Annotated in this window: 15 protein-coding genes and 1 riboswitch; of the genes, 7 read left to right on the top strand and 8 right to left on the bottom strand. The window is 72.3% G+C overall.

Annotated elements, in window-relative coordinates:
• Positions 1-201 precede the first annotated feature (201 nt).
• Positions 202-344, top strand: a riboswitch (cyclic di-AMP (ydaO/yuaA leader).
• A gap of 156 nt (positions 345-500) precedes the next feature.
• The gene (locus ABZS58_RS04365; protein WP_354777473.1) at positions 501-1,343 is read left to right on the top strand and encodes a C39 family peptidase; all 843 of its coding nucleotides are present in this window, start codon (positions 501-503) and stop codon (positions 1,341-1,343) included.
• Between the two features lie 10 nt (positions 1,344-1,353).
• Here the strand turns inward: ABZS58_RS04365 and ABZS58_RS04360 are convergent, their stop codons facing one another.
• Positions 1,354-3,525 carry a transglycosylase domain-containing protein gene (locus tag ABZS58_RS04360; protein WP_354777471.1) on the bottom strand — a complete coding sequence of 724 codons (2,172 nt, stop codon included), beginning with the start codon at positions 3,523-3,525 and terminating at the stop codon, positions 1,354-1,356.
• A gap of 189 nt (positions 3,526-3,714) precedes the next feature.
• Between ABZS58_RS04360 and asnB the strand changes: the two genes are divergently transcribed.
• Positions 3,715-5,835 carry an asparagine synthase (glutamine-hydrolyzing) gene (gene asnB, locus ABZS58_RS04355; protein WP_354777469.1) on the top strand — a complete coding sequence of 707 codons (2,121 nt, stop codon included), beginning with the start codon at positions 3,715-3,717 and terminating at the stop codon, positions 5,833-5,835.
• Positions 5,836-5,975: 140 nt separating this feature from the next.
• Here the strand turns inward: asnB and recQ are convergent, their stop codons facing one another.
• The 3 genes from recQ to ABZS58_RS04340 form a co-directional block, all read right to left on the bottom strand.
• The gene (recQ, locus tag ABZS58_RS04350) at positions 5,976-7,814 is read right to left on the bottom strand and encodes a DNA helicase RecQ (RefSeq protein ID WP_354778026.1); all 1,839 of its coding nucleotides are present in this window, start codon (positions 7,812-7,814) and stop codon (positions 5,976-5,978) included.
• A gap of 75 nt (positions 7,815-7,889) precedes the next feature.
• Positions 7,890-8,240 (bottom strand): YciI family protein, encoded by a 351-nt coding sequence (locus ABZS58_RS04345; RefSeq protein ID WP_354777467.1) that lies wholly within the window; start codon positions 8,238-8,240, stop codon positions 7,890-7,892.
• A 168-nt stretch (positions 8,241-8,408) separates the two neighbouring features.
• The gene (locus tag ABZS58_RS04340) at positions 8,409-9,491 is read right to left on the bottom strand and encodes a hypothetical protein (protein WP_354777465.1); all 1,083 of its coding nucleotides are present in this window, start codon (positions 9,489-9,491) and stop codon (positions 8,409-8,411) included.
• Between the two features lie 120 nt (positions 9,492-9,611).
• On the opposite strand from ABZS58_RS04340, the gene ABZS58_RS04335 reads away from it, so the two are divergent.
• Together ABZS58_RS04335 and ABZS58_RS04330 are read left to right on the top strand one after the other, a co-directional pair.
• A complete protein-coding gene (locus ABZS58_RS04335; RefSeq protein WP_354777463.1) occupies positions 9,612-10,316 on the top strand; it encodes a hypothetical protein in 705 nt (234 codons plus the stop codon).
• A gap of 64 nt (positions 10,317-10,380) precedes the next feature.
• Complete coding sequence (locus tag ABZS58_RS04330) at positions 10,381-10,995, top strand: hypothetical protein (protein ID WP_354777462.1); 615 nt, start codon at positions 10,381-10,383, stop codon at positions 10,993-10,995.
• Between the two features lie 34 nt (positions 10,996-11,029).
• Here ABZS58_RS04330 and ABZS58_RS04325 read toward each other — a convergent pair whose 3' ends face one another.
• Positions 11,030-11,665 (bottom strand): NAD(P)H-binding protein, encoded by a 636-nt coding sequence (locus ABZS58_RS04325; RefSeq protein WP_354777460.1) that lies wholly within the window; start codon positions 11,663-11,665, stop codon positions 11,030-11,032.
• A gap of 69 nt (positions 11,666-11,734) precedes the next feature.
• Here ABZS58_RS04325 and ABZS58_RS04320 point away from each other — a divergent pair, with 69 nt between their 5' ends.
• A complete protein-coding gene (locus ABZS58_RS04320; protein WP_354777458.1) occupies positions 11,735-12,106 on the top strand; it encodes a helix-turn-helix domain-containing protein in 372 nt (123 codons plus the stop codon).
• Positions 12,106-12,885 (top strand): SGNH/GDSL hydrolase family protein, encoded by a 780-nt coding sequence (locus ABZS58_RS04315; RefSeq protein WP_354777456.1) that lies wholly within the window; start codon positions 12,106-12,108, stop codon positions 12,883-12,885. The genes ABZS58_RS04320 and ABZS58_RS04315 overlap by 1 nt, the downstream gene beginning before the upstream one ends.
• Positions 12,886-12,999: 114 nt before the next feature.
• Here the strand turns inward: ABZS58_RS04315 and ABZS58_RS04310 are convergent, their stop codons facing one another.
• From ABZS58_RS04310 to ABZS58_RS04300, 3 genes are read right to left on the bottom strand one after another with little or no spacing between them, the layout of a single operon-like run.
• Positions 13,000-13,956 carry an NADP-dependent oxidoreductase gene (locus ABZS58_RS04310; RefSeq protein WP_354777454.1) on the bottom strand — a complete coding sequence of 319 codons (957 nt, stop codon included), beginning with the start codon at positions 13,954-13,956 and terminating at the stop codon, positions 13,000-13,002.
• 32 nt (positions 13,957-13,988) lie between these two features.
• Positions 13,989-15,485 carry a class I SAM-dependent methyltransferase gene (locus tag ABZS58_RS04305; protein ID WP_354777452.1) on the bottom strand — a complete coding sequence of 499 codons (1,497 nt, stop codon included), beginning with the start codon at positions 15,483-15,485 and terminating at the stop codon, positions 13,989-13,991.
• A 3-nt stretch (positions 15,486-15,488) separates the two neighbouring features.
• A complete protein-coding gene (locus tag ABZS58_RS04300; protein ID WP_354777450.1) occupies positions 15,489-15,809 on the bottom strand; it encodes an antibiotic biosynthesis monooxygenase in 321 nt (106 codons plus the stop codon).
• A gap of 119 nt (positions 15,810-15,928) precedes the next feature.
• Between ABZS58_RS04300 and tyrS the strand changes: the two genes are divergently transcribed.
• On the top strand, positions 15,929-17,197 hold the full coding sequence (gene tyrS, locus ABZS58_RS04295; RefSeq protein WP_354777448.1) for a tyrosine--tRNA ligase: 1,269 nt from the start codon (positions 15,929-15,931) through the stop codon (positions 17,195-17,197).
• The last annotated feature ends 631 nt before the right edge of the window (positions 17,198-17,828 follow it).

The raw sequence follows: 17,828 nt of genomic DNA, 5'->3' as shown, positions 1-17,828 counted from the left end.
GGCGCGGCCGGCGAGGTGCACCGGGGCACGCCGCATCCGACCGGCGGGCGGCCCGTGCGCCCGCGGTCTGCACCCGGGCCGTTCGCCACGGCGTCGTCACGCCCGGTAGCCGCGGAGCGTGGCGGATCCGGTGCCTTCCCGCCGCCCCGGTAGGGTCCCTCGCATCCGCCCGGCCCACCGTCACCCACCTCGGATGACACCGCGGCGGATCCGCTGAGTCGCGTCCACGCGAGCCGGGGAACCAAGCACCACCGGGGTGAATCCGCGGGGCCTGAGCCTCGAGGTAGGGCGATCTTCCCGCCCGAACCCGTCAGCTAACCCGGTAGGCGGCACCGGAAGGAGCACTCCGTGCAGCCACTGACCCGGCATCACCCGTGTCGCGGCACCTCGACCCGCGGCCCGGCCCGGTAGCCACCGGCCCTCACCGCACCGGCCTGCGCCCGGATCACGTCCGGCACCGGCAACAGCAGCCGTCATCCAGCATGTCTGTCGAGGTACCCGTGAGTTACCTGTACAAACCCAGGCACCACCAGAACCCGGTCCCGTCGCGCTCCCGCGTGCTGCCGATCGCGGCCGCCGCGGCGGTCCTCGCGGTGACCGTGGCCGTCGGCGTGGCCGTGCACGCCTCGGCCCCCGCACCGGCGGCCGACACGCAGTCGCTGACCTCCGCGGATCCGTCGCGATCCGGCGTCGCCCAGACCGCGCGTGACCGGCAGCGCACGCAGGCGGCGCCCGACGCCGCGGGCACCCCGTCGAAGACCCGCGCCGGTGCGGCGCCGTCTGCGGCACCGTCCAAGCCCGCCCCGCCCGCCGCCACCACACCGGCCGCCCCGGCGGCGAAGGAACTCGCGTACCGGTTCGCCTGGCAGGAGAACTTCTACTTCTGCGGCCCGGCGGCGACCCGGATCGCACTGACCGCGCGAGAGATGTACCCGTCCCAGTCCGAGGTCGCCCAGAGCCTGCGCACGACCGTCAACGGCACCGACTCCGCCGACGACACCACGCGGTCGCTCAACGCGTACACGAAGACCTCCTTCTACAAGTCGCACTACATCACCGGTCAGTCGGCCACCCAGGCGGAGATCGACCAGATGCAGGCGGACGTCGTCAACGCGATCACCAACGGCTACGCCGTGGTCGCCAACATCGCCGGCTCCACCGTGGACGACAAGGGGGGTTCGCACTCGTACCCGGGCGGCCACTACCTCACGGTGGTGGGGTACAGCAACGGCGGCACGACGGTGAAGATCGCCGACCCCGCGGACGCCCTGGGCGTCGGGTACTACACGCTGACGACGGCCAAGCTCGCGCACTGGGTCGCCCTGCGCGGATACTCCGCCTGACGCGGCGCGGTCAGCGGCCCAGCGCCCGCACCCGGCTGGGTGGCCGGAACGCCTGGGCCGGCTGACCGCGCAGCGCGGCCGCGATGCTCTGCGCGACGGCGGCGTTGACCGAGCCGGCGACGCCGCTGCCCACGTGGTCGTTCGGGTTGTCCGCGTTCACCGCGATGCCGGCCGCCGCGATCTGCGGGGTGAAGCCGACGAACGTCTCGGTCGAGTTGTACTCGGAGCTGCCGGTCTTGCCCGCGACCGGGCGGCCGCCCAGGATGCCGGACACGTTCTCCGCCGTGCCGCCGTCACACTTGCCGTACGCCGACGACCGGCTGACCGGGCACCGTGCCGCGTCGGTCGCGGCGGCCGCCACGTCGGGGCTGACCACCTGCCGGCACTTCGGGGTGGCGGCGTCGACCGGTTTGCCGGTGCTGTCGGTGATCGACAGCACGGGCAGCGGCTGGCAGTACAGGCCGCCGGCGGCGACCGCGGCGTAGGCGTTGGCGAGGTCGAGCGGTGTGGTCGAGGCGACGCCGAGGGTGAACGATCCCCACTGGTCCGCCTTGGCCGCCATCGCAGCGTCCTCGCTGGAGCGGAACGTGATACCGAGCCGCTGCGCCATCTCGACCACGCGGCGCGCGCCGACCTGCTGTTCGAGCCAGACGAAGTAGGTGTTGACCGAGCGGCCGAAGCCGTTCCACATCGTCCGGTCCCCGTTCATCCAGCTCGGGGACTCGTTCCCCGGGCACCACCTGCCCCCGCAGCTGCCCGGGCCGCTGCCGGGCCATATGGACGCCAGCCGGCTCGGTGCGTTGAACCTGGTGTTCAACGGCATGCCCGCGTCGAGCGCGGCGAGCATGGTGAACATCTTGAACGTCGAACCCGCCTGATACCCGGCGACGCCGCCCCCGCCCGCGACGAGCTGGTTGACGGTGTTCGGGTACCGCGGATGCTGCGGCGGGTTGGGATCCAGGCTGTAGTGGCGGTTGACGGCCATCGCGAGGACCCGGCCGCTGCCGGGGGTGACGACGGCCAGCGGCATCGACCGCGCGCTGCCGTAGCCGTAGACGCTCAGGGACTGGCTGAGCGTGGCCGCCTGGATCCCCGGGTCGAGCGAGGTGACCACCGTGTAGCCGCCGGTGCGCAGCGCCTCGTCGCGGTCGGCGCGGGTGGCGCCGAACTCCGGCTGGCTGCCCCACCACTGGCGGAAGTAGTCGCAGAAGAAGCCCCAGTCGTTGTGCGCCTGCGGGACGGACACGCAGTTGTTGGGCAGGTCGCGCTCGTTGAGCTTCAGCTCCTGGGCCTGCGCCGCGGCCGCGTCCGCGGCGCTGATCACCCCCATCTTCGTCATCGCGTCGAGCGTGTAGGCCCGGCGCTGCAGGGCCGCGTCGCGGTTGCCGCTGATCGGGTTGTCGCCGTCCGGTGACTGCAGCAGCCCGGCGAGCAGCGCCGCCTCGGGCAGCGTCAGCTCCAGGGCCGACTTGCCGAAGTACGTCTGGCTGGCGGCATAGACGCCGTAGGCGCCGGCGCCGAAGTAGGCGATGTTCAGGTAACCCTGGAGGATGTCCTGCTTGCTCAGGTGCGCCTCCAGCATCGTCGCGTAGCGGATCTCGCGCACCTTGCGGGCGGGCGTGTCGGCGACCGCGTCGACCCGCTGCCGCGGCGTCAGGGTCGGGTCGTTCTTCAGCACGTTGCGGACGTACTGCATCGTCAGCGTCGAGGCACCCTGCTGGGCGCCGCCCCGGCCGTTGGAGACCAGCGCGCGCAGGACGCTCCTGCCGTCGACACCGTTGTGCTGGTAGAAGCGGGTGTCCTCGGCCGCGACGACGGCCTGCTGGAGCACCGGTGCGATCTGCTCCAGCGGCACGTCCTTGCGGTACTCGTCGTAGAACGTGGTGATGAGCGTTCTGCCGTCATTGGCGTAGACGTAGGTGACCTGCGGCGGCGGTGGCAGCGCCAGGTCCGCCGGGAGGTTCTTCCAGACGTCGCGGCCGGCGTTCACCGTGGAGCCGCCGATGAGTGCGAGCGGGAGCACGCCGGCGGCCACGACCAGACCCGAGACGACGCCGCACAGCACGAGTCTGCCGACCCCGCTGAGCCCGCGTGCGAGCGCCGAGCGCCTCGGCGCCCCGGCTGCCGCACGTCTGGCGCCGGCGGTGTGCGCGGGCCGGCTTCGGGCGCGGACGAGGCGCATTGGCTTCTCCCCATGAGACAACGGGTGGTTCGCTTGCCGCCGATCCGAGATGGACCGATGTGACCGGCGCGCCGCTACCCGGGGGGTGCCGGGCGAAACGGCAGGAGGCGCCCGGCCGCCCGGATCGTCACCCCCGGGCGGGGTTCACCCGCCCGCAGGCCGGTGATCCCCCTGGTGAGGAGCGATCGGATGACGGCCGGGCAATCGCGCGCCGGACCGGACGGGCTCTGTTCGGCTGGATCGCGCGGCGCACTGTGGCCGTTCGAGCGGGGGCTCAGCCGGCACCGGCCGGAGCTCACCGGCGACGGCTCACCGGCGACCGCCGACACAGAGCGGTCCGCAGTCCGACACCGCTGCCACGCGAGGCGACCGAAGGGAAACGACGCCATGTGCGGCTTCCTGATGTACGTGGCGGACTTCGCCATCTCCCCAGAGACCCTTGGCCAGGTGGAACGGCAACTGGAGTTGCTCGACCACCGCGGCCCCGACGACATGGCCCTGGAAAGGGCCGGACAGTGCGTGGCGGCCGGTTTCAAACGGCTCGCCATCATCGACGTGCACGGCAGCCGGCAGCCGTTGCGGTATCCGCCGAGCGGGCCGGACGCGGGCCGGTGGACCCTGGTCTTCAACGGCGAGATCTACAACTTCGAGGCGCTGCGCGAGGAACTGATCCGCGTGCACGGCGCGGAGTTCGCCACGGACGGCGACAGCGAGGTGGTCGCCGCCGCCTACCACTACTGGGGCGAGGAGGCGCTCGGCCGGTTCCGTGGCATGTTCGCCTTCGCCCTCTGGGACGAGACCACCGAGACGGTGCACGCGGCGCGGGACCAGTTCGGGATCAAACCGCTGTACTACATGCCGACCTCCGAGGGACTGTGGCTGTCCAGCGAGAAGCCGCCGCTGCTGGGGATCGCCGGCGGGGAACTCGACCAGACCGCGCTGTCGCTCTACATGACGATGCAGTACGTGCCCGAGCCGCACACCCTGCACCGGCACATCGCGCGGCTGCCCAGCGGCGGGCTGCTCACCCGTGCGTTCGGCTACCCGCCGGTGGTCCGGCGGGTGGCCAGGCCCAGGTTCCGGCCGGACCCGGCGGTCTCGGAGGCGTCCATCGTGGACGAACTGCGCGACGCGCTGCGGGAGAGCGTGCGATGCCATCTGCGGGCGGACGTCCCGGTCGGCGCGTTCCTGTCCAGCGGGATCGACTCGACCGCCATCGTCGCGCTCGCCGCCGAGGTCCATCCCCGCCTGCGCGCCTTCACCGCCGGCTTCGACACCGCCACCGCGTACTCCGAGTTCGACGTGGCCGAGCAGTCGGCCCGGCACCTCGGCGTCGAACTGGTGCCCACCATCGTCAGGCCGGAGCAGGTGATGGAGGCGCTGCCGCGCATCATCTGGCACCTGGGCGACCCGGTCGCCGACCCGTCGATCGTCCCGCTGTACTTCCTGGCGCAGACGGCGGCCGAACACGTCACCGTGGTGCTGTCGGGCGAGGGCGCGGACGAGCTCGCGGGCGGCTACACCATCTACCGGGAGCCGCGCTCCCTCGCGCCGGTGAGCCGCCTCGGCGAACCGATCCAGCGCGGCCTGCGCGCCCTGGCCCGGGTGGTCCCGGACGGGGTCAAGGGCAAGAGCTACCTGCTGCGGGCCACGACGCCGATCGAGACGCGGTACTTCGGCAACGCCCGTGTCCTCGGCGACGAGGAGAAGGCACGGATCCTCCGGGGCGGCGGGCCGGGGGTGGGCCACCAGCACGTGACCTCGGCGCTCTACGCGGAGGCGGCGGACCTCGACGACGTCACCACCATGCAGCACATCGACGTCAACACGTGGCTGCCCGGTGACATCCTGACCAAGGCCGACCGGATGTCGATGGCGCACTCGCTGGAGCTGCGCGTGCCGTTCCTGGACCGGGGCGTGTTCGAGGTCATGTCGCGGCTGCCCGACCGGCTGAAGGTGCCGGCCGGCAGCCGGACCACCAAGTACGCGCTGCGCCGGGCCCTCGCGGGCATCGTGCCGGACTTCATCACCGACCGGCCGAAGCTCGGCTTTCCGACGCCGGCCCGGCGGTGGCTGCGCACGGAGCTCGCGGAATGGGCCCACCACGTGCTGTCCACGTCGGGGGCGGGGCACCTGATCGACCTCGACTACGCGCACGAAATGCTGCGACAGCACGAACGCGGCGACGCCGACAACGCCCGGAAGCTGTGGATCCTGCTGTCGTTCTCCCTGTGGCACGGCATCTTCGTCGACGGCTCGGTCGTGCCGGTCCTGCCCGAGCGCCGCCCCCGCCCCGTGGGCGCCGGGTGACGGCCGTCACCCGCGCATCGATCGAGCCGCCTGCGGGTCCCACGCGGTGAGCCGGCCGGCGGACCGGCCGCCGGCCACGGCCGCACCTTCCCGCAGCCGACCGGGTGCCGTCCGCGGGGAGGTGCGGGCGGCGCCGCCGGTCACGACGGGTCCGGGTCGCCGAGGGCGTCGAGGACCTGCTGGCCGAACTTGGCGAGCTTGTTCTCCCCGACACCGCTGATCGTCGACAGCTGCGCGAGCGTCGTCGGGGCCTCCGTGGCGATCTGCCGCAGCGTCGCGTCGTGGAAGATGACATACGCCGGGACGCCCTGCTCCTTCGCCGTCGCCGAACGCCACGCACGCAGCCGCTCGAACAGCGGCGCCGCCTGCGCCGGCAGCTCCGCCGCGGCGGCCGCGCCGCGCTGCTTGGCGACCTTCGCCGCCGAGACGGGCCGCTCCGGCTCCCGGCGCAGCATCACCTGCCGCCGCCGGCCGAGCACCTCCGCGCTGTCGTCGGTGAGCACCAGCGTGCCGTAGTCACCCTCGACCGCGAGCAGCCCCTGCGCGAGCAGCTGCCGCACCACCGCCCGCCAGTCGGCCTCCCGCAGATCGGCGCCGATCCCGAACACCGTCAGCTCGTCGTGGTGCCACTGCACGACCTTGTCGGTCTTCTTGCCCAGCAGGATGTCGATGCACTGCCCCGCGCCGAACTTCTGGTTGCGTTCCTTCTGCAGCCGGAACACCGTCGACAGTAGCTTCTGCGCCGGCACTGTGCCGTCCCAGGACTCCGGCGGGCTCAGGCACGTGTCGCAGTTGCCGCACGGCCCGCTCTGCTGCCCGAAATAGGCCAGCAGCTGCACCCGCCGGCACTCCACCGTCTCGCACAGCGCCAGCATCGCGTCGAGGTGCCGGGCCAGCCCCCGCCGGTGCGCGGCGTCGCCCTCGGACCCCTCGATCATCTTGCGCTGCTGGACCACGTCCTGCAGCCCATAGGCCAGCCACGCGTTGGACGGCAGGCCGTCACGCCCGGCCCGGCCCGTCTCCTGGTAATAGCCCTCCACCGACTTCGGCAGGTCCAGGTGCGCGACGAAGCGCACGTCGGGCTTGTCGATGCCCATCCCGAACGCGATCGTCGCGACCATGACGAGGCCGTCCTCCCGCAGGAACCGCGACTGGTTGTCCGCCCTGACCCGCGCGTCGAGCCCCGCGTGATAGGGCAGCGCGGGCACGCCGTTGTCCTTCAGGAACTCCGCGATCTTCTCCACGCTGGAGCGCGACAGACAGTAGACGATGCCGGCGTCGCCGCGGTGCTCGGTGCGCAGCAGCTCCAGCAGCTGCCGCCGCGGCTCCTGCTTCGGCACGATCCGATACTGGATGTTGGGCCGGTCGAAGTTCGACACGAAGTGCCGCGCCTCGGCCAGCCCCAGCCGGGTGGCGATCTCCTTGTGGGTGGTCGTCGTCGCGGTCGCCGTCAGCGCGATCCGCGGCACGTCGGGCCACCGCTCGTGCAGCACCGAGAGGTTGAGGTAGTCGGGCCGGAAGTCGTGGCCCCACTGCGACACGCAGTGCGCCTCGTCGATCGCGAACAGCCCGATCCGTCCCCGCTCCAGCAGCCGCATCGTCCCCGGCGACGCGAGTGCCTCCGGCGCGAGATACAGCAGGTCGAGCTCGCCGCCGACGAACGCGGCCTCGACCGCCCGGCGGCTGTCGAAGTCGAGCGTCGAGTTGACGAACCCGGCCCGCACACCCAGCGCCGTCAGCGCGTCGACCTGGTCCTGCATCAGCGCGATCAGCGGCGAGATCACCACCCCGGTGCCCTCGCGGACCAGCGCCGGGATCTGATAGCACAGCGACTTGCCGCCGCCGGTCGGCATCAGCACGAGCGCGTCGCCACCGCCGATGACGTGCTCGATGATCTCCTGCTGGCTGCCCCGGAACGTGCCATAGCCGAATACCCGGCGCAGGACCTCGATCGCCGGCCCGGCCGTCTCAACCCCCACGGTGCTGTCCACGCGGCGATTCTACGAGCGGCGACCGACAAGAATCGCCGCCCTGACGATCGGTGGACGACGCGGCTACTGGCTGAACACGATCGGGCGCACCTCGATGGCGTTCCACTTCGCGTCGGGGATCATCGCGGCGAGCTCCACCGCCCGCTCCTTGGACTCGCACTCGACCAGGTAGAAGCCGGCGAGGAACTCCTTGGCCTCCACGTACGGCCCGTCGGTGACCGTCTGCGCGCCGGCCCTGATCCGGACCACCGCGCTCTCCTTCGGATCGGCCAGGGCGAGGGTGCTCACCATCTCGCCCGACTCGGTGATCGTCGTGATGAACCGATCGTGCCCGGCCATCACCTCGTCCACGTCGGTCTGCGTCAGCGTCGCCCAGACGTCCGGGTTCATGTGGATCAGCAGCAGATACTTCACGGGTGTCGCTCCTTCAGCGTCGATGCCTTCTGGGGACAGGTCGGTGCCGGCGGCCGTCGCTCGACATGCACCGCGCAGAAATTTTCGTTCGGGTGGGTGCGGTGTGCCGCGCGTTCAGCCGTACCCCGGCAGCCTCCTGAACCAGGTCGAGCCTGCGGCGCGGCAGGCTCAGCCGGCCTTGACCGCGGCGGGCAGCGGCAGCGACCTCGTCAGGTTCGTCAACGCCGCGGCCGCCTTCGCGAACTGCGTCCCGTCCGGATGCACCGACAGCACCGCCACGATGTACCGGTCGCCGTCACCGACCGTGCCCGTGGTGTGCAGGACCTCGCCGCTCAGGTCCGGCTGGTTGGGCGCGGCGGCGTCCACGAACCGTCCCTGCCCGTCACCGCGCGGCAGGGACGCGCCGGCCACGCACGGCGTCGCCGGGTTGTCGCCGAACCCGGACCAGCCCTGTTTCGCCGACCACGGTTTCCGGAACGAACCCGGGATGCCGAACGACTGGTCGTACCGGTCCGTCCCGCACTTCGTCGACTGGTGCAGGTCGCCCATGATGACGTCGCGCACCGGCGCCGGCGCCTCGTCGAGGATGTACTGGTACACCCGAACCAGGTCACCCGCGCTCACGGCGGTGTATCCCCAGTAGCCCGGCTGGCCCACCGGCGGCGGTGCGGTGTCCTGCAGCCCCAGCCGCTGCACCATCCGGGTCACGATCTCCCGCTGCCCGCCCGCCTTCCACAATCCGGTCGCGGCGGTGTCGTCGCTGCTGCGCAGCATGACGTCGAGCTTCGGCCGGTCCGCCGCCGGCACCGTGTAGGACGGCCCCCGCTCCCAGAAGTAGTCCAGCGCGATCAGCAGCTTCACCAGCGACGCCGACCTGAACCGCCAGCTCGCCTTCTGCTGCATGACGAACGTCCCCGACTGCCGGTCGTAGATCACGATCCCCGCCGTCACCCCGGCCGGCACGGCGACCGTCACCGCACCCGACGGTGACGGGACGGCCGCCGCGGAGGTCGCGGAGGGCCCCGCCGAGGGGCTGCCCACGGCGCCGCTGCCCGACGGGGCGGGCTGGGCGGCCTGCGCGGCGCCCTGCCCCCCGGACCCGCACCCTGCCAGGGCGAGCAGTGTGAGGCCCGCGACCACGGCGCTGAGTCCGGACCGCATCCGCCGCGCCCCGGCCACGTCCCGCGCCGGCGGGAGCGTCGCCGGGGTGGTGGACGGTGCCGCCGGCTGGGTGACCAGGGTCGAGAGCATGGCCCATCCTCACGCTCCGCCTGCACGAGCACAAACCTCGGGCGGTATTTGGCGTGAGGTGGCCGGGGCGGGAGCGTTCGCCGAGGCCGGGTGGGGTCCGGCGTGCGTCACCATGGCGGGGTGGGGGACCGGGGGCGTCCGTGGTGGGCCGCTCTCGTCCTGGCGGTCCCGGTGGCGTTGCTGCTCGCCGGGTTGTGGAAGGCGATCGCGCTGTTCGCCGCCGTGTGCGCCGGCCTGGTCACGCCGGTGCTGGCCGGGCAGTGGTGGAGCCGTCACCGGCAGCGGGCGGCGCATGCGGGCGGGGCCCAGGTGTGGGCCGGGCACCTGGCGCTGGACAGCGCCGTCGGGCTGTGGGAGGTCGGCGTCGGCTCGGCGTTCCTGTTCGGCGCGGGTGTGCCGGTGCGCCTCACCCCGCGGCCGCTCGGGCTCCTGGTCGAGCTGCGCCGGTCACGACTGCGCCAGGTCGCGGCCCGGCACCGGACGGCGGCGCGGCACGCCACGGCGCGGCGGGCGCCGCCCCCGAGCCCGCCCCGGCCCACCGCGCGACGGGCCGGGGCGGGCGCCGAAGCACCGGGCCCGCCGGGAGCCGGCGGGCCCGATCCGGGCCGGGCGCCGATCCTCGTCTCGTGGACGGACATCGCGGCGGTGCGGCAGGCCCGGCCGCTCCGGGTCACCGACTGGGGCAGGGTCGGCGTGCTGCCGTTCGACGTCGTCGAGGTGGTGCTGCACGACGGCGGGGTGCTGCCGTTCGCCATGCCGGACGCGGCCGGGCTCGCCGACCTGATGACGCTGCGGACCGCTGCCGGACCCGGATCGGCCGGGTGATCGACCAGAGACGCTGCGTGGCTGAGTTGCGCCGGTTTCTGGCGGTTCCGTACGGTGGTCTTCCATGGCAGAACTGATCGAGGTCGGTGTCTGGTTCGAGGGCCGGCCGATCACCGTTGAGCAGGGCGTCGACCGGTTCGAGGCGCTGCGGCGCGGTGACACGGGATGGGCCACGCCGGACCCGGGGATCGAGCGGTTCCACCGCGAGGTGCTCGCCGGGATCGACGCGGCGTGGTTGGCCGGGCCGGTCGTCGCGGCGGACACGCACGTGCTGCTGAGCCTCCAGCCGGACACGCCGGAGGAGCCGCTGCATCTCGTGCACAAGCTCGCCGACGAGTGCGAGCTGCTCTGCTTCCAGCGGCCCGGCCGGCACCAGCCTGCCGCACTGTGGCAGCCACGCCGGCTGCTGCGCGTACCGGTGCCGCGGCTGTCGACCGAGGACGGTTCGCTCGCGCACCATCCGACCGGCGAGGACATCCGCGAGTTCCTCGGCCGGCTCGACGCCGGTAATCCGTCGGCTGTGCTGTGGCGCGGCGACGGGTCGTCGATCCGCGTCTCGTTCGTGCCCGAGCAGCGCCGCTGGCGTCTGGAGACCGTGGTCGGCGACGAGCGGGACGAGTCGGTGCAGGACGACCTGGCCGGCGTGGCCGAGCAGTTCGAGGCGTTCGCCCAGTCGTGACGCAGGCCCCGCGCGCGGCGGTCCGGGCGGCCTTTCAGGGAGCGGGCCGGCTCCGGACGGTGAGCTGGGTGCGGTGGTGCGCGGGGGACACCGCCTCGTCCAGCATCGCCGCCGCGAGATCCGTGTACGTCGTCGTCCCGTCCACCAGCCGGCGGTCGTCGAAGACCTCGTAGGCGCCGGTGCCGGGCCCGTCGACCAGGTGCATCGTCGGCGTGAACAGCACCCAGTCCACCAGGTCGCCGCCGGCCTCGAGGGCCGTCAGCTCCGCCGCGCGGCCGAGCGAGAACGGGCGGTAGGCGTCGGGGAAGTCGGCGGCCTCGTACACCTTCGCGCCGTCGGCGCCCACGAGGGTCGTCGCCAGCCCGACCACCAGCAGCCGCCCGACCCCGGCGCGGGACAGGCCGTCGAGGAGGGAGCGGGTGCCGTCGCCGTACAGGCGGGCCGGGTCGACGTCGGCGGTGTAGACCGCGCTGACCGCGACGTCGTGCCCGGCGGCGGCGGCCGCGACCGACGCCGCGTCCGTCACGTCGCCGGCGACCGCGCCCGCCAGGCCCGGATACCGGCCCGGGTCACGCACGACCGGCGTCACCCGCAGTCCGCGTTCCCGGGCGCCGGCCGTGATCCGCCGGCCGGCCCGTCCACCCGCTCCGAACACCACCAAAGAGGTCATGCCGGGGACCGTAGAACGCGAGACGCCGGTAACTGCAAGGTAACCGAGGGGTGCGCTACGTTCGGCTGCGTGAGCGAACCGCTACCGCGCGACCTGTTCGACCCCGCGTGCCCGTCGAACGCCACGCCGTTCCAGATCGGTCCCAAGTGGGGCGGGATGGTGCTGGTCTGCCTGCGGGACGGGCCACGGCGCTTCTCCGAGCTACGGGTGCCGATGCGCCGCGTCTCCGCGAAGGTCCTCGCCGAGACGCTGCGCGCGCTCGAACGCGACGGCATGATCACGCGGACCGCGTACGCCGAGGTCCCGCCGCGCGTCGAGTACGCGCTGACGCCCCTCGGCCGGACCCTGTTCCCCGCCATGGACGCCTGCCGCGTCTGGGTGGCCGAGCACCTTCCCGCGGTCCTCGACGCCCGCGACGACTACGCCCGCGGGGGTGCGTGATGTTCCACCGGTACGTGGCGATCGGCGACAGCACCACCGAGGGCATGGACGATCCGGACGGCGCCGGCGGCTACCGGGGGTGGGCGGACCGCTTCGCCACCCACGTCGCCCGCGCGCAGCCCGGGCATCCGCTCGAGTACGCGAACCTGGCGATCCGGGGCCGCACCACCGCCCGGATCCGGTCGGAGCAACTGCGGCCGGCGCTGGATCTCGCACCCGACCTCGCCACGGTCGTCGCCGGCATGAACGACATCCTGCGCGGCTCGTTCGACGTCGCCGCCGTCGCCGGTGACCTCCGCGCGATGCAGGAGGCGCTCGTCGGCCGGGGCGCGACGGTCCTCACGTTCACGCTGCCCGACCCGGCGCCTGTGATGCCGATCGCGAAGCCGCTGCGCGGCCGGGTCCTCGCTCTCAACGCCGCGATCCGCAAGGCGTGCGCGGACAGCGGGGCGGTGCTGCTCGACCTCGGCGCCTACCCGGTCGCGTCCGACCCGCGGCTGTGGAGCGACGACCGGCTGCACGCCAACAGCGCCGGCCACGAACGCATCGCGGCCGCCCTCGCCCATGCCGCGGGTCTGCCCGGCACCGACGACACGTGGACGTTGCCGATGCCGGCCGCGCCGTTGCGCCGCAGGCACGAGGTGCTGCGGGCGGAGCTGGCGTGGGGACGCCGGCACCTGCTGCCGTGGGTCGGCCGGCATCTGCGCGGAAAGTCGTCCGGCGACGACCGCTTCCCCAAGCGTCCGGACCCGTCGCCGGTCGAGCTCCCCGGCACCTGACTCCTGGAAGATCCGGGCCGCTCCGGGTCCGGGCCGCTCCGGGTCCGGGCCGCTCCGGGTCCGGGCCGCTCCGGGTCCGGGCCGCTCCGGAGGCGGGCCGCTCCGGAGGCGCGGTCAGGGAACGAGGATGACCTTGCCGCGGACGTGGCCGGACTGGCTCAGGTCGTGCGCGGCGGCCGCCTCCGACAGCGGGAAGACCCGCTCGACCGGCATCGTGAACCGGCCCTGCCGGTAGAGGTCGGCGGCCTCGTCCAGGGTCTGCCAGGCGCGGCCCTCCGAACCGTCGGTGACGCGGGCGCCGAGCTTCGGTGCGTCGAAGTCGGCGAGGCTGACCACGTCGGAGGGGACGCCGGTGAGCGCGACGAGCTCGGCGACGGCGCCGTGGCCGGCGGCGTCGAGAGCGACGTCGACGCCCTGCGGCGCGACGGCGCGGACGCGGTCGGCGAGACCTTCGCCATACGTGACGGGGACAGCGCCGATCGAGCGCAGGAAGTCGTGGTTGCGTTCGCTGGCGGTGCCGATGACGGTCGCGCCGCGGGCGACGGCGAGCTGGGTGGCGGCGATGCCGACGCCGCCGGCGGCGCCGTTGACGACGATGGTCTGGCCCTTCTCAAGGCCGAGGAGTGCCAGACCACGGCCGGCGGCCTCGACGACCCCGGGCAGGCCGGCGGCCTCCTCGAACGACATCCCCGGCGGCTTCGCCACCCACAGCTTCAGCACCGCGAACGCCGCCGCGCCCCCACCGGCGGCCAGCCCGAACACCTCGTCACCCACCCGCACGCCCGCACCGCCCCCCGGGACGGCGGAAGAGCCCGCGGCGTCAGGTGCGTCGGCGGGAAGGGCGGGGCCGACGGCGTCCACGACGCCGGACACGTCGCCGTGCGGGATCACCGGCAGCCGGGTCGGGGTCGTGTCGCCGAAGGCGCCGCTGCGGACCTTCCAGTCGAACGGGTTGATGCCGACGGCACGCACCCGGATCCGGATCTGTCCCGGCCCCGGCTGCGGCTCGGGCACGTCGACGATGTGCAGGACGCTCGGCGGACCGTACTCGGAATACCGCAGCGCTTTCACGTGCACCACCTCGGCAAAGTGCGGAAAAAGGGTCAGGTGTTGAGCGGCCGGCGGGCGACCAGCAGCACATGCGTGTCCGGCCACGGCAGCGGTGTGCCGTCCAGGGCCGACAGCGCCGCGACCGGAGCTACCCGATGTTCGACGATCCAGTCGTTGCGCCACGAGTGCGACGCGCCGTCGACCTCGAAGCCGATGTCGGTCAGCAGCGCCTTCCAGTCGGCGAACTCCAGGCCGCAGAACTGCTCGTGCGCCTCCGACAGCCAGTTGTCGGGATAGTCCTTGTGGGTGAGGAACTCCATCGCGTCGCCGAGGGCGATCCCGACGGTGCCGTCGGGCCGGGCGTCGAACGGCAGCGGGAAGTGGAAGTCGGCGGCGAACCGCTCCAGCCGCGCCCGGGTGGGCAGCCCCTCGACGTGCGCGGCGATCTCGTCGCGGGACATGCCCGAGAGGTCCGCGAGCGCTTCCGCGGGGGCACCCTGCAGCGCGAGCCGCACCCGCAGGTCGCGGTTGTCGGGGCCGCACACGTCGGAGTTGATCCAGACGCCGCCGGGGACCGTGTGGTCATAGATGGCCTGCGCGAAGCGGCGCAGCGAGTCCATCCGCTGCCCATAGGACCAGATCTCGTGCGTCAGCGCGAACGTCAGCGTCGTGTCGACCGACCGCGGCGCGAACACGGCGCCGCCCAGCACATTGCGGCAGTAGAAGTAGACGTTGGGGTTGGTGAACCAGCCCTGCGCCTTGCGGTGCACGCACTCCTCGAACAGGTGCCTGGCGACCTCGACGCCGATCAGGTCGCTCTCGCGCAGCGCCGGCTCCCGGTCGGCGAGGGCGAGGACCGCCCCGGCGCCACAGCCGACGTCGACGATCCTGCCCGGGCGCACGTGCCGGCGCACGAGATCCCACTTGCGCTCGGCGCTGGCCTCGAACGCCTCGGCATAGGTGCGGTAGTCACGGGTGGTGGTGAGGCCGCCCTCCTCGCCGACGACCGGGTCGTTGACGACCTGGGCGACCTGCTCGCCGAGCCGATACCGGTCGAAGACGTCGACGCTCGCCGGGTGCGCCGCCTCCCGCCAGGCGGGGTCGCCGGCGGCGAGCCGCAGCAGCGCGTCCCACGGCCGGTCCGGCACCGGGTCGTGCTCGGCCTCGACGCCGGCGATCGTGAACCCGAGCTCGGCATACATCGTCGCGACCTCGGGCGTCGAGCACGCCACCACCGTGTCGTGCGGGGTCAGGGTCCGGCCGAGCACCGACTCGACACTCTTGAGGGTGACGTCGGCGAACCGGTCGGTGTGCGCGGTGTCGAACACGGGCACCACCAGGGACCGCAGCCCCTCCTGGACGCTGAACCGCTCGATCGCCGCCTGCCGCCGGTCATAGCCGACGGGGTTGCGTTTGGTGTTCTGATGGTTGGCGCTCGTCACCGCCCACACGACCGTCCGCCCGCCGTCACCGGCGAGCCCGCGCAGGTATTCCGCCTGGAACCTGGTCAGCAGGTGATGGCGGCCGGGGAACAGGACGAAGCGCTCCACGCCTCAGCCCTCGGCGGCGGGTGCCGGGTCGGCGCTCTGCACGACCTCGAACTCCAGCAGGCTGGACCCGGACGCGACCGGCTTGGCCCGCTCACCCGAGTGCGCCTCCATCGCGGGCCCCTTCGCCCACGCCTGGAAGTCCTCCTCGGTCTCCCACCGCGTGTAGACGAAGTAGCGGGTCTCGCCGGCCACGGGGCGCAGCAGCTCGAAGCCCAGGAACCCCTTCGACCCCTCCACGGCACCGTGCCGCGCGCCGAACCGTCGCTCCAGCTCAGGGCCGGCACCTGCAGGGACCTCGATCGCGTTGATCTTCACAACCGCCATGCCACCAACCCTAGCGACCCCCACCGACATTTCCCGTCGGCCGGGCTTCGGCGGTACCGACGCCGCGGACGACGACAAGTCGGTGGGCCGGGGCAAGGGACGGGTGCGAGAATCGCGGCGTGACCGATGTGCTTGATGATCTGCAATGGCGTGGCCTGATCGCGCTTTCGACGGACCTCGACGAATTGCGCGCCGAGATGGCGAAGGGGCCGCTGACGTATTACTGCGGCTTCGACCCCACCGCGCCGAGCCTGCACATCGGCAACTTCCTGCAGATCCAGACCGTGCGCCGGCTCCAGCTCGCGGGCCATCGACCCCTGGCGCTGGTCGGCGGGGCGACGGGCCTGATCGGCGACCCGCGCCCGACCGCGGAGCGCCAGCTCAACTCGGCGGACACGGTCGCGGAGTGGGTGGAGCGGATCCGCGGGCAGATCGAGCCGTTCCTCGACTTCACCGGCGACAACGCGGCGCGGATGGTCAACAATCTCGACTGGACCGCGCCCATGTCCGCGATCGACTTCCTACGCGACATCGGCAAGTACTTCCGGGTCAACAAGATGCTGACCAAGGACGCCGTGAGCGCCCGCCTCAATTCCGACGCGGGCATCAGCTACACCGAGTTCAGCTACCAGATCCTGCAGGGCATGGACTTTCTGGAGTTGTTCCGCCGGCACGGGTGCCGCCTGCAGACGGGTGGCAGCGACCAGTGGGGCAACCTGACGGCGGGCACGGATCTCATCCGCCGGGTGACCGGCGAATCGGTGCACCTGCTGGCGACGCCGCTGCTGGTCAACAGCGCGGGGGACAAGCTCGGCAAGTCCACCGGCGGCGGAAGCCTGTGGATGGATCCGTCGATGACGTCGCCGTACGCGCTGTACCAGTACTTCGTGAACCTCGAGGACGACCTGGTCGGCGGGCTGCTGCGCAAGCTGACGTTCCTGTCCAGGGAGGAGATCGAGGCCCTGGAGAAGGAGACGGCCGACCGCCCCGCCGCCCGGCTCGGGCAGCGCCGGCTCGCCGAGGAGATCACCCGGATCGTGCACGGTGCGCACGAGACGGAGCAGGTGATCGGCGCTTCGCAGGCGCTGTTCGGCCGCGGGGAGCTCGCGACGCTTTCCGCGTCGACACTGCGGGCCGCATTGTCCGAGGCAGGGTTGGTACGGGTGGCGCCAGGCACCTCGGTGGCTGATCTGTTCATCGCGGCAGGCCTGGTCAGCAGTCGCAACGAGGCACGCAGGACGGTTGCCGAAGGCGGTGCGTACGTGAACAACGAGCGGGTGACCGACGCGGAGGAGATCGTCCCCGCGGAGCGGGCCCTCGCTGGTGGTCTTCTGGTGCTGCGAAAGGGAAAGCGGACGTTCGCCGGGGTCGAGCTCGGCTCGGACTGACCTCGATTTGACTCTGTCGCAGCGATCCACGTAGCTTTTGCGAGCGCCACGGGGCACCTGCCCGGTGGCGCTCTGCGCGACAGGGCACCAGGACCACCACCGAGTGAGTGATCGATTTGGTGGTGATCGGGAAGCCGGGTAACGTAGATGACCGGCAGGGAAACGGGCGGCGCGCAAGACGCGACGGACGGCCTGCCGGAAGCTCGAACGGCCAGAGACCGGGTGACCGGCCGAAGGTCGTGCCCGTGGGGCGGACAGCAAGCAGTCGACTTCGTCGATTTGGATGCGGGACGCGAAGCGGGTAAGGTTTACCCCCGGCAGGGACACGGACGAGGCAAGCGGGTCGCTCAAACGAGCCGCAGCGGACGTCCTGCCGACACCATACGACACTCGGCCGGGCTACCGGAAGAGTTGTTGTGTGTCCGTGAAACGGGACAAAGTACGGCGAGCCGGACTTGACACCGCAAAGCGGATATGCTAAACTAGAACGGTAAGAAATGCCCCGGAAGATCCGAGACTGACAACAGTCAAGGTCTGCGGTGTGTGTTGGTTGTTTGAGAACTCAACAGGGTGCTTGTTAAGCCAGTGCCAATTGATTGACCCCGTGCCGCGGTCTTTGGATCGTGGGCGG

Source organism: Dactylosporangium sp. NPDC005555 (assembly GCF_040605635.1).
In the GTDB taxonomy this organism is placed as follows: domain Bacteria; phylum Actinomycetota; class Actinomycetes; order Mycobacteriales; family Micromonosporaceae; genus Dactylosporangium.
This window is presented reverse-complemented; position numbering and strand designations above follow the sequence as displayed.

Bases quoted from the DNA above. Each gene is read 5' to 3' on its own strand.
- ABZS58_RS04340 (WP_354777465.1), bottom strand. From the start codon at position 9,491: ATGCTCTCGACCCTGGTCACCCAGCCGGCGGCACCGTCCACCACCCCG.
- ABZS58_RS04315 (WP_354777456.1), top strand. From the start codon at position 12,106: ATGTTCCACCGGTACGTGGCGATCGGCGACAGCACCACCGAGGGCATG.
- asnB (WP_354777469.1), top strand. From the start codon at position 3,715: ATGACGGCCGGGCAATCGCGCGCCGGACCGGACGGGCTCTGTTCGGCT.
- ABZS58_RS04325 (WP_354777460.1), bottom strand. From the start codon at position 11,665: ATGACCTCTTTGGTGGTGTTCGGAGCGGGTGGACGGGCCGGCCGGCGG.
- ABZS58_RS04330 (WP_354777462.1), top strand. From the start codon at position 10,381: ATGGCAGAACTGATCGAGGTCGGTGTCTGGTTCGAGGGCCGGCCGATC.
- ABZS58_RS04360 (WP_354777471.1), bottom strand. From the start codon at position 3,525: ATGCGCCTCGTCCGCGCCCGAAGCCGGCCCGCGCACACCGCCGGCGCC.
- ABZS58_RS04300 (WP_354777450.1), bottom strand. From the start codon at position 15,809: ATGGCGGTTGTGAAGATCAACGCGATCGAGGTCCCTGCAGGTGCCGGC.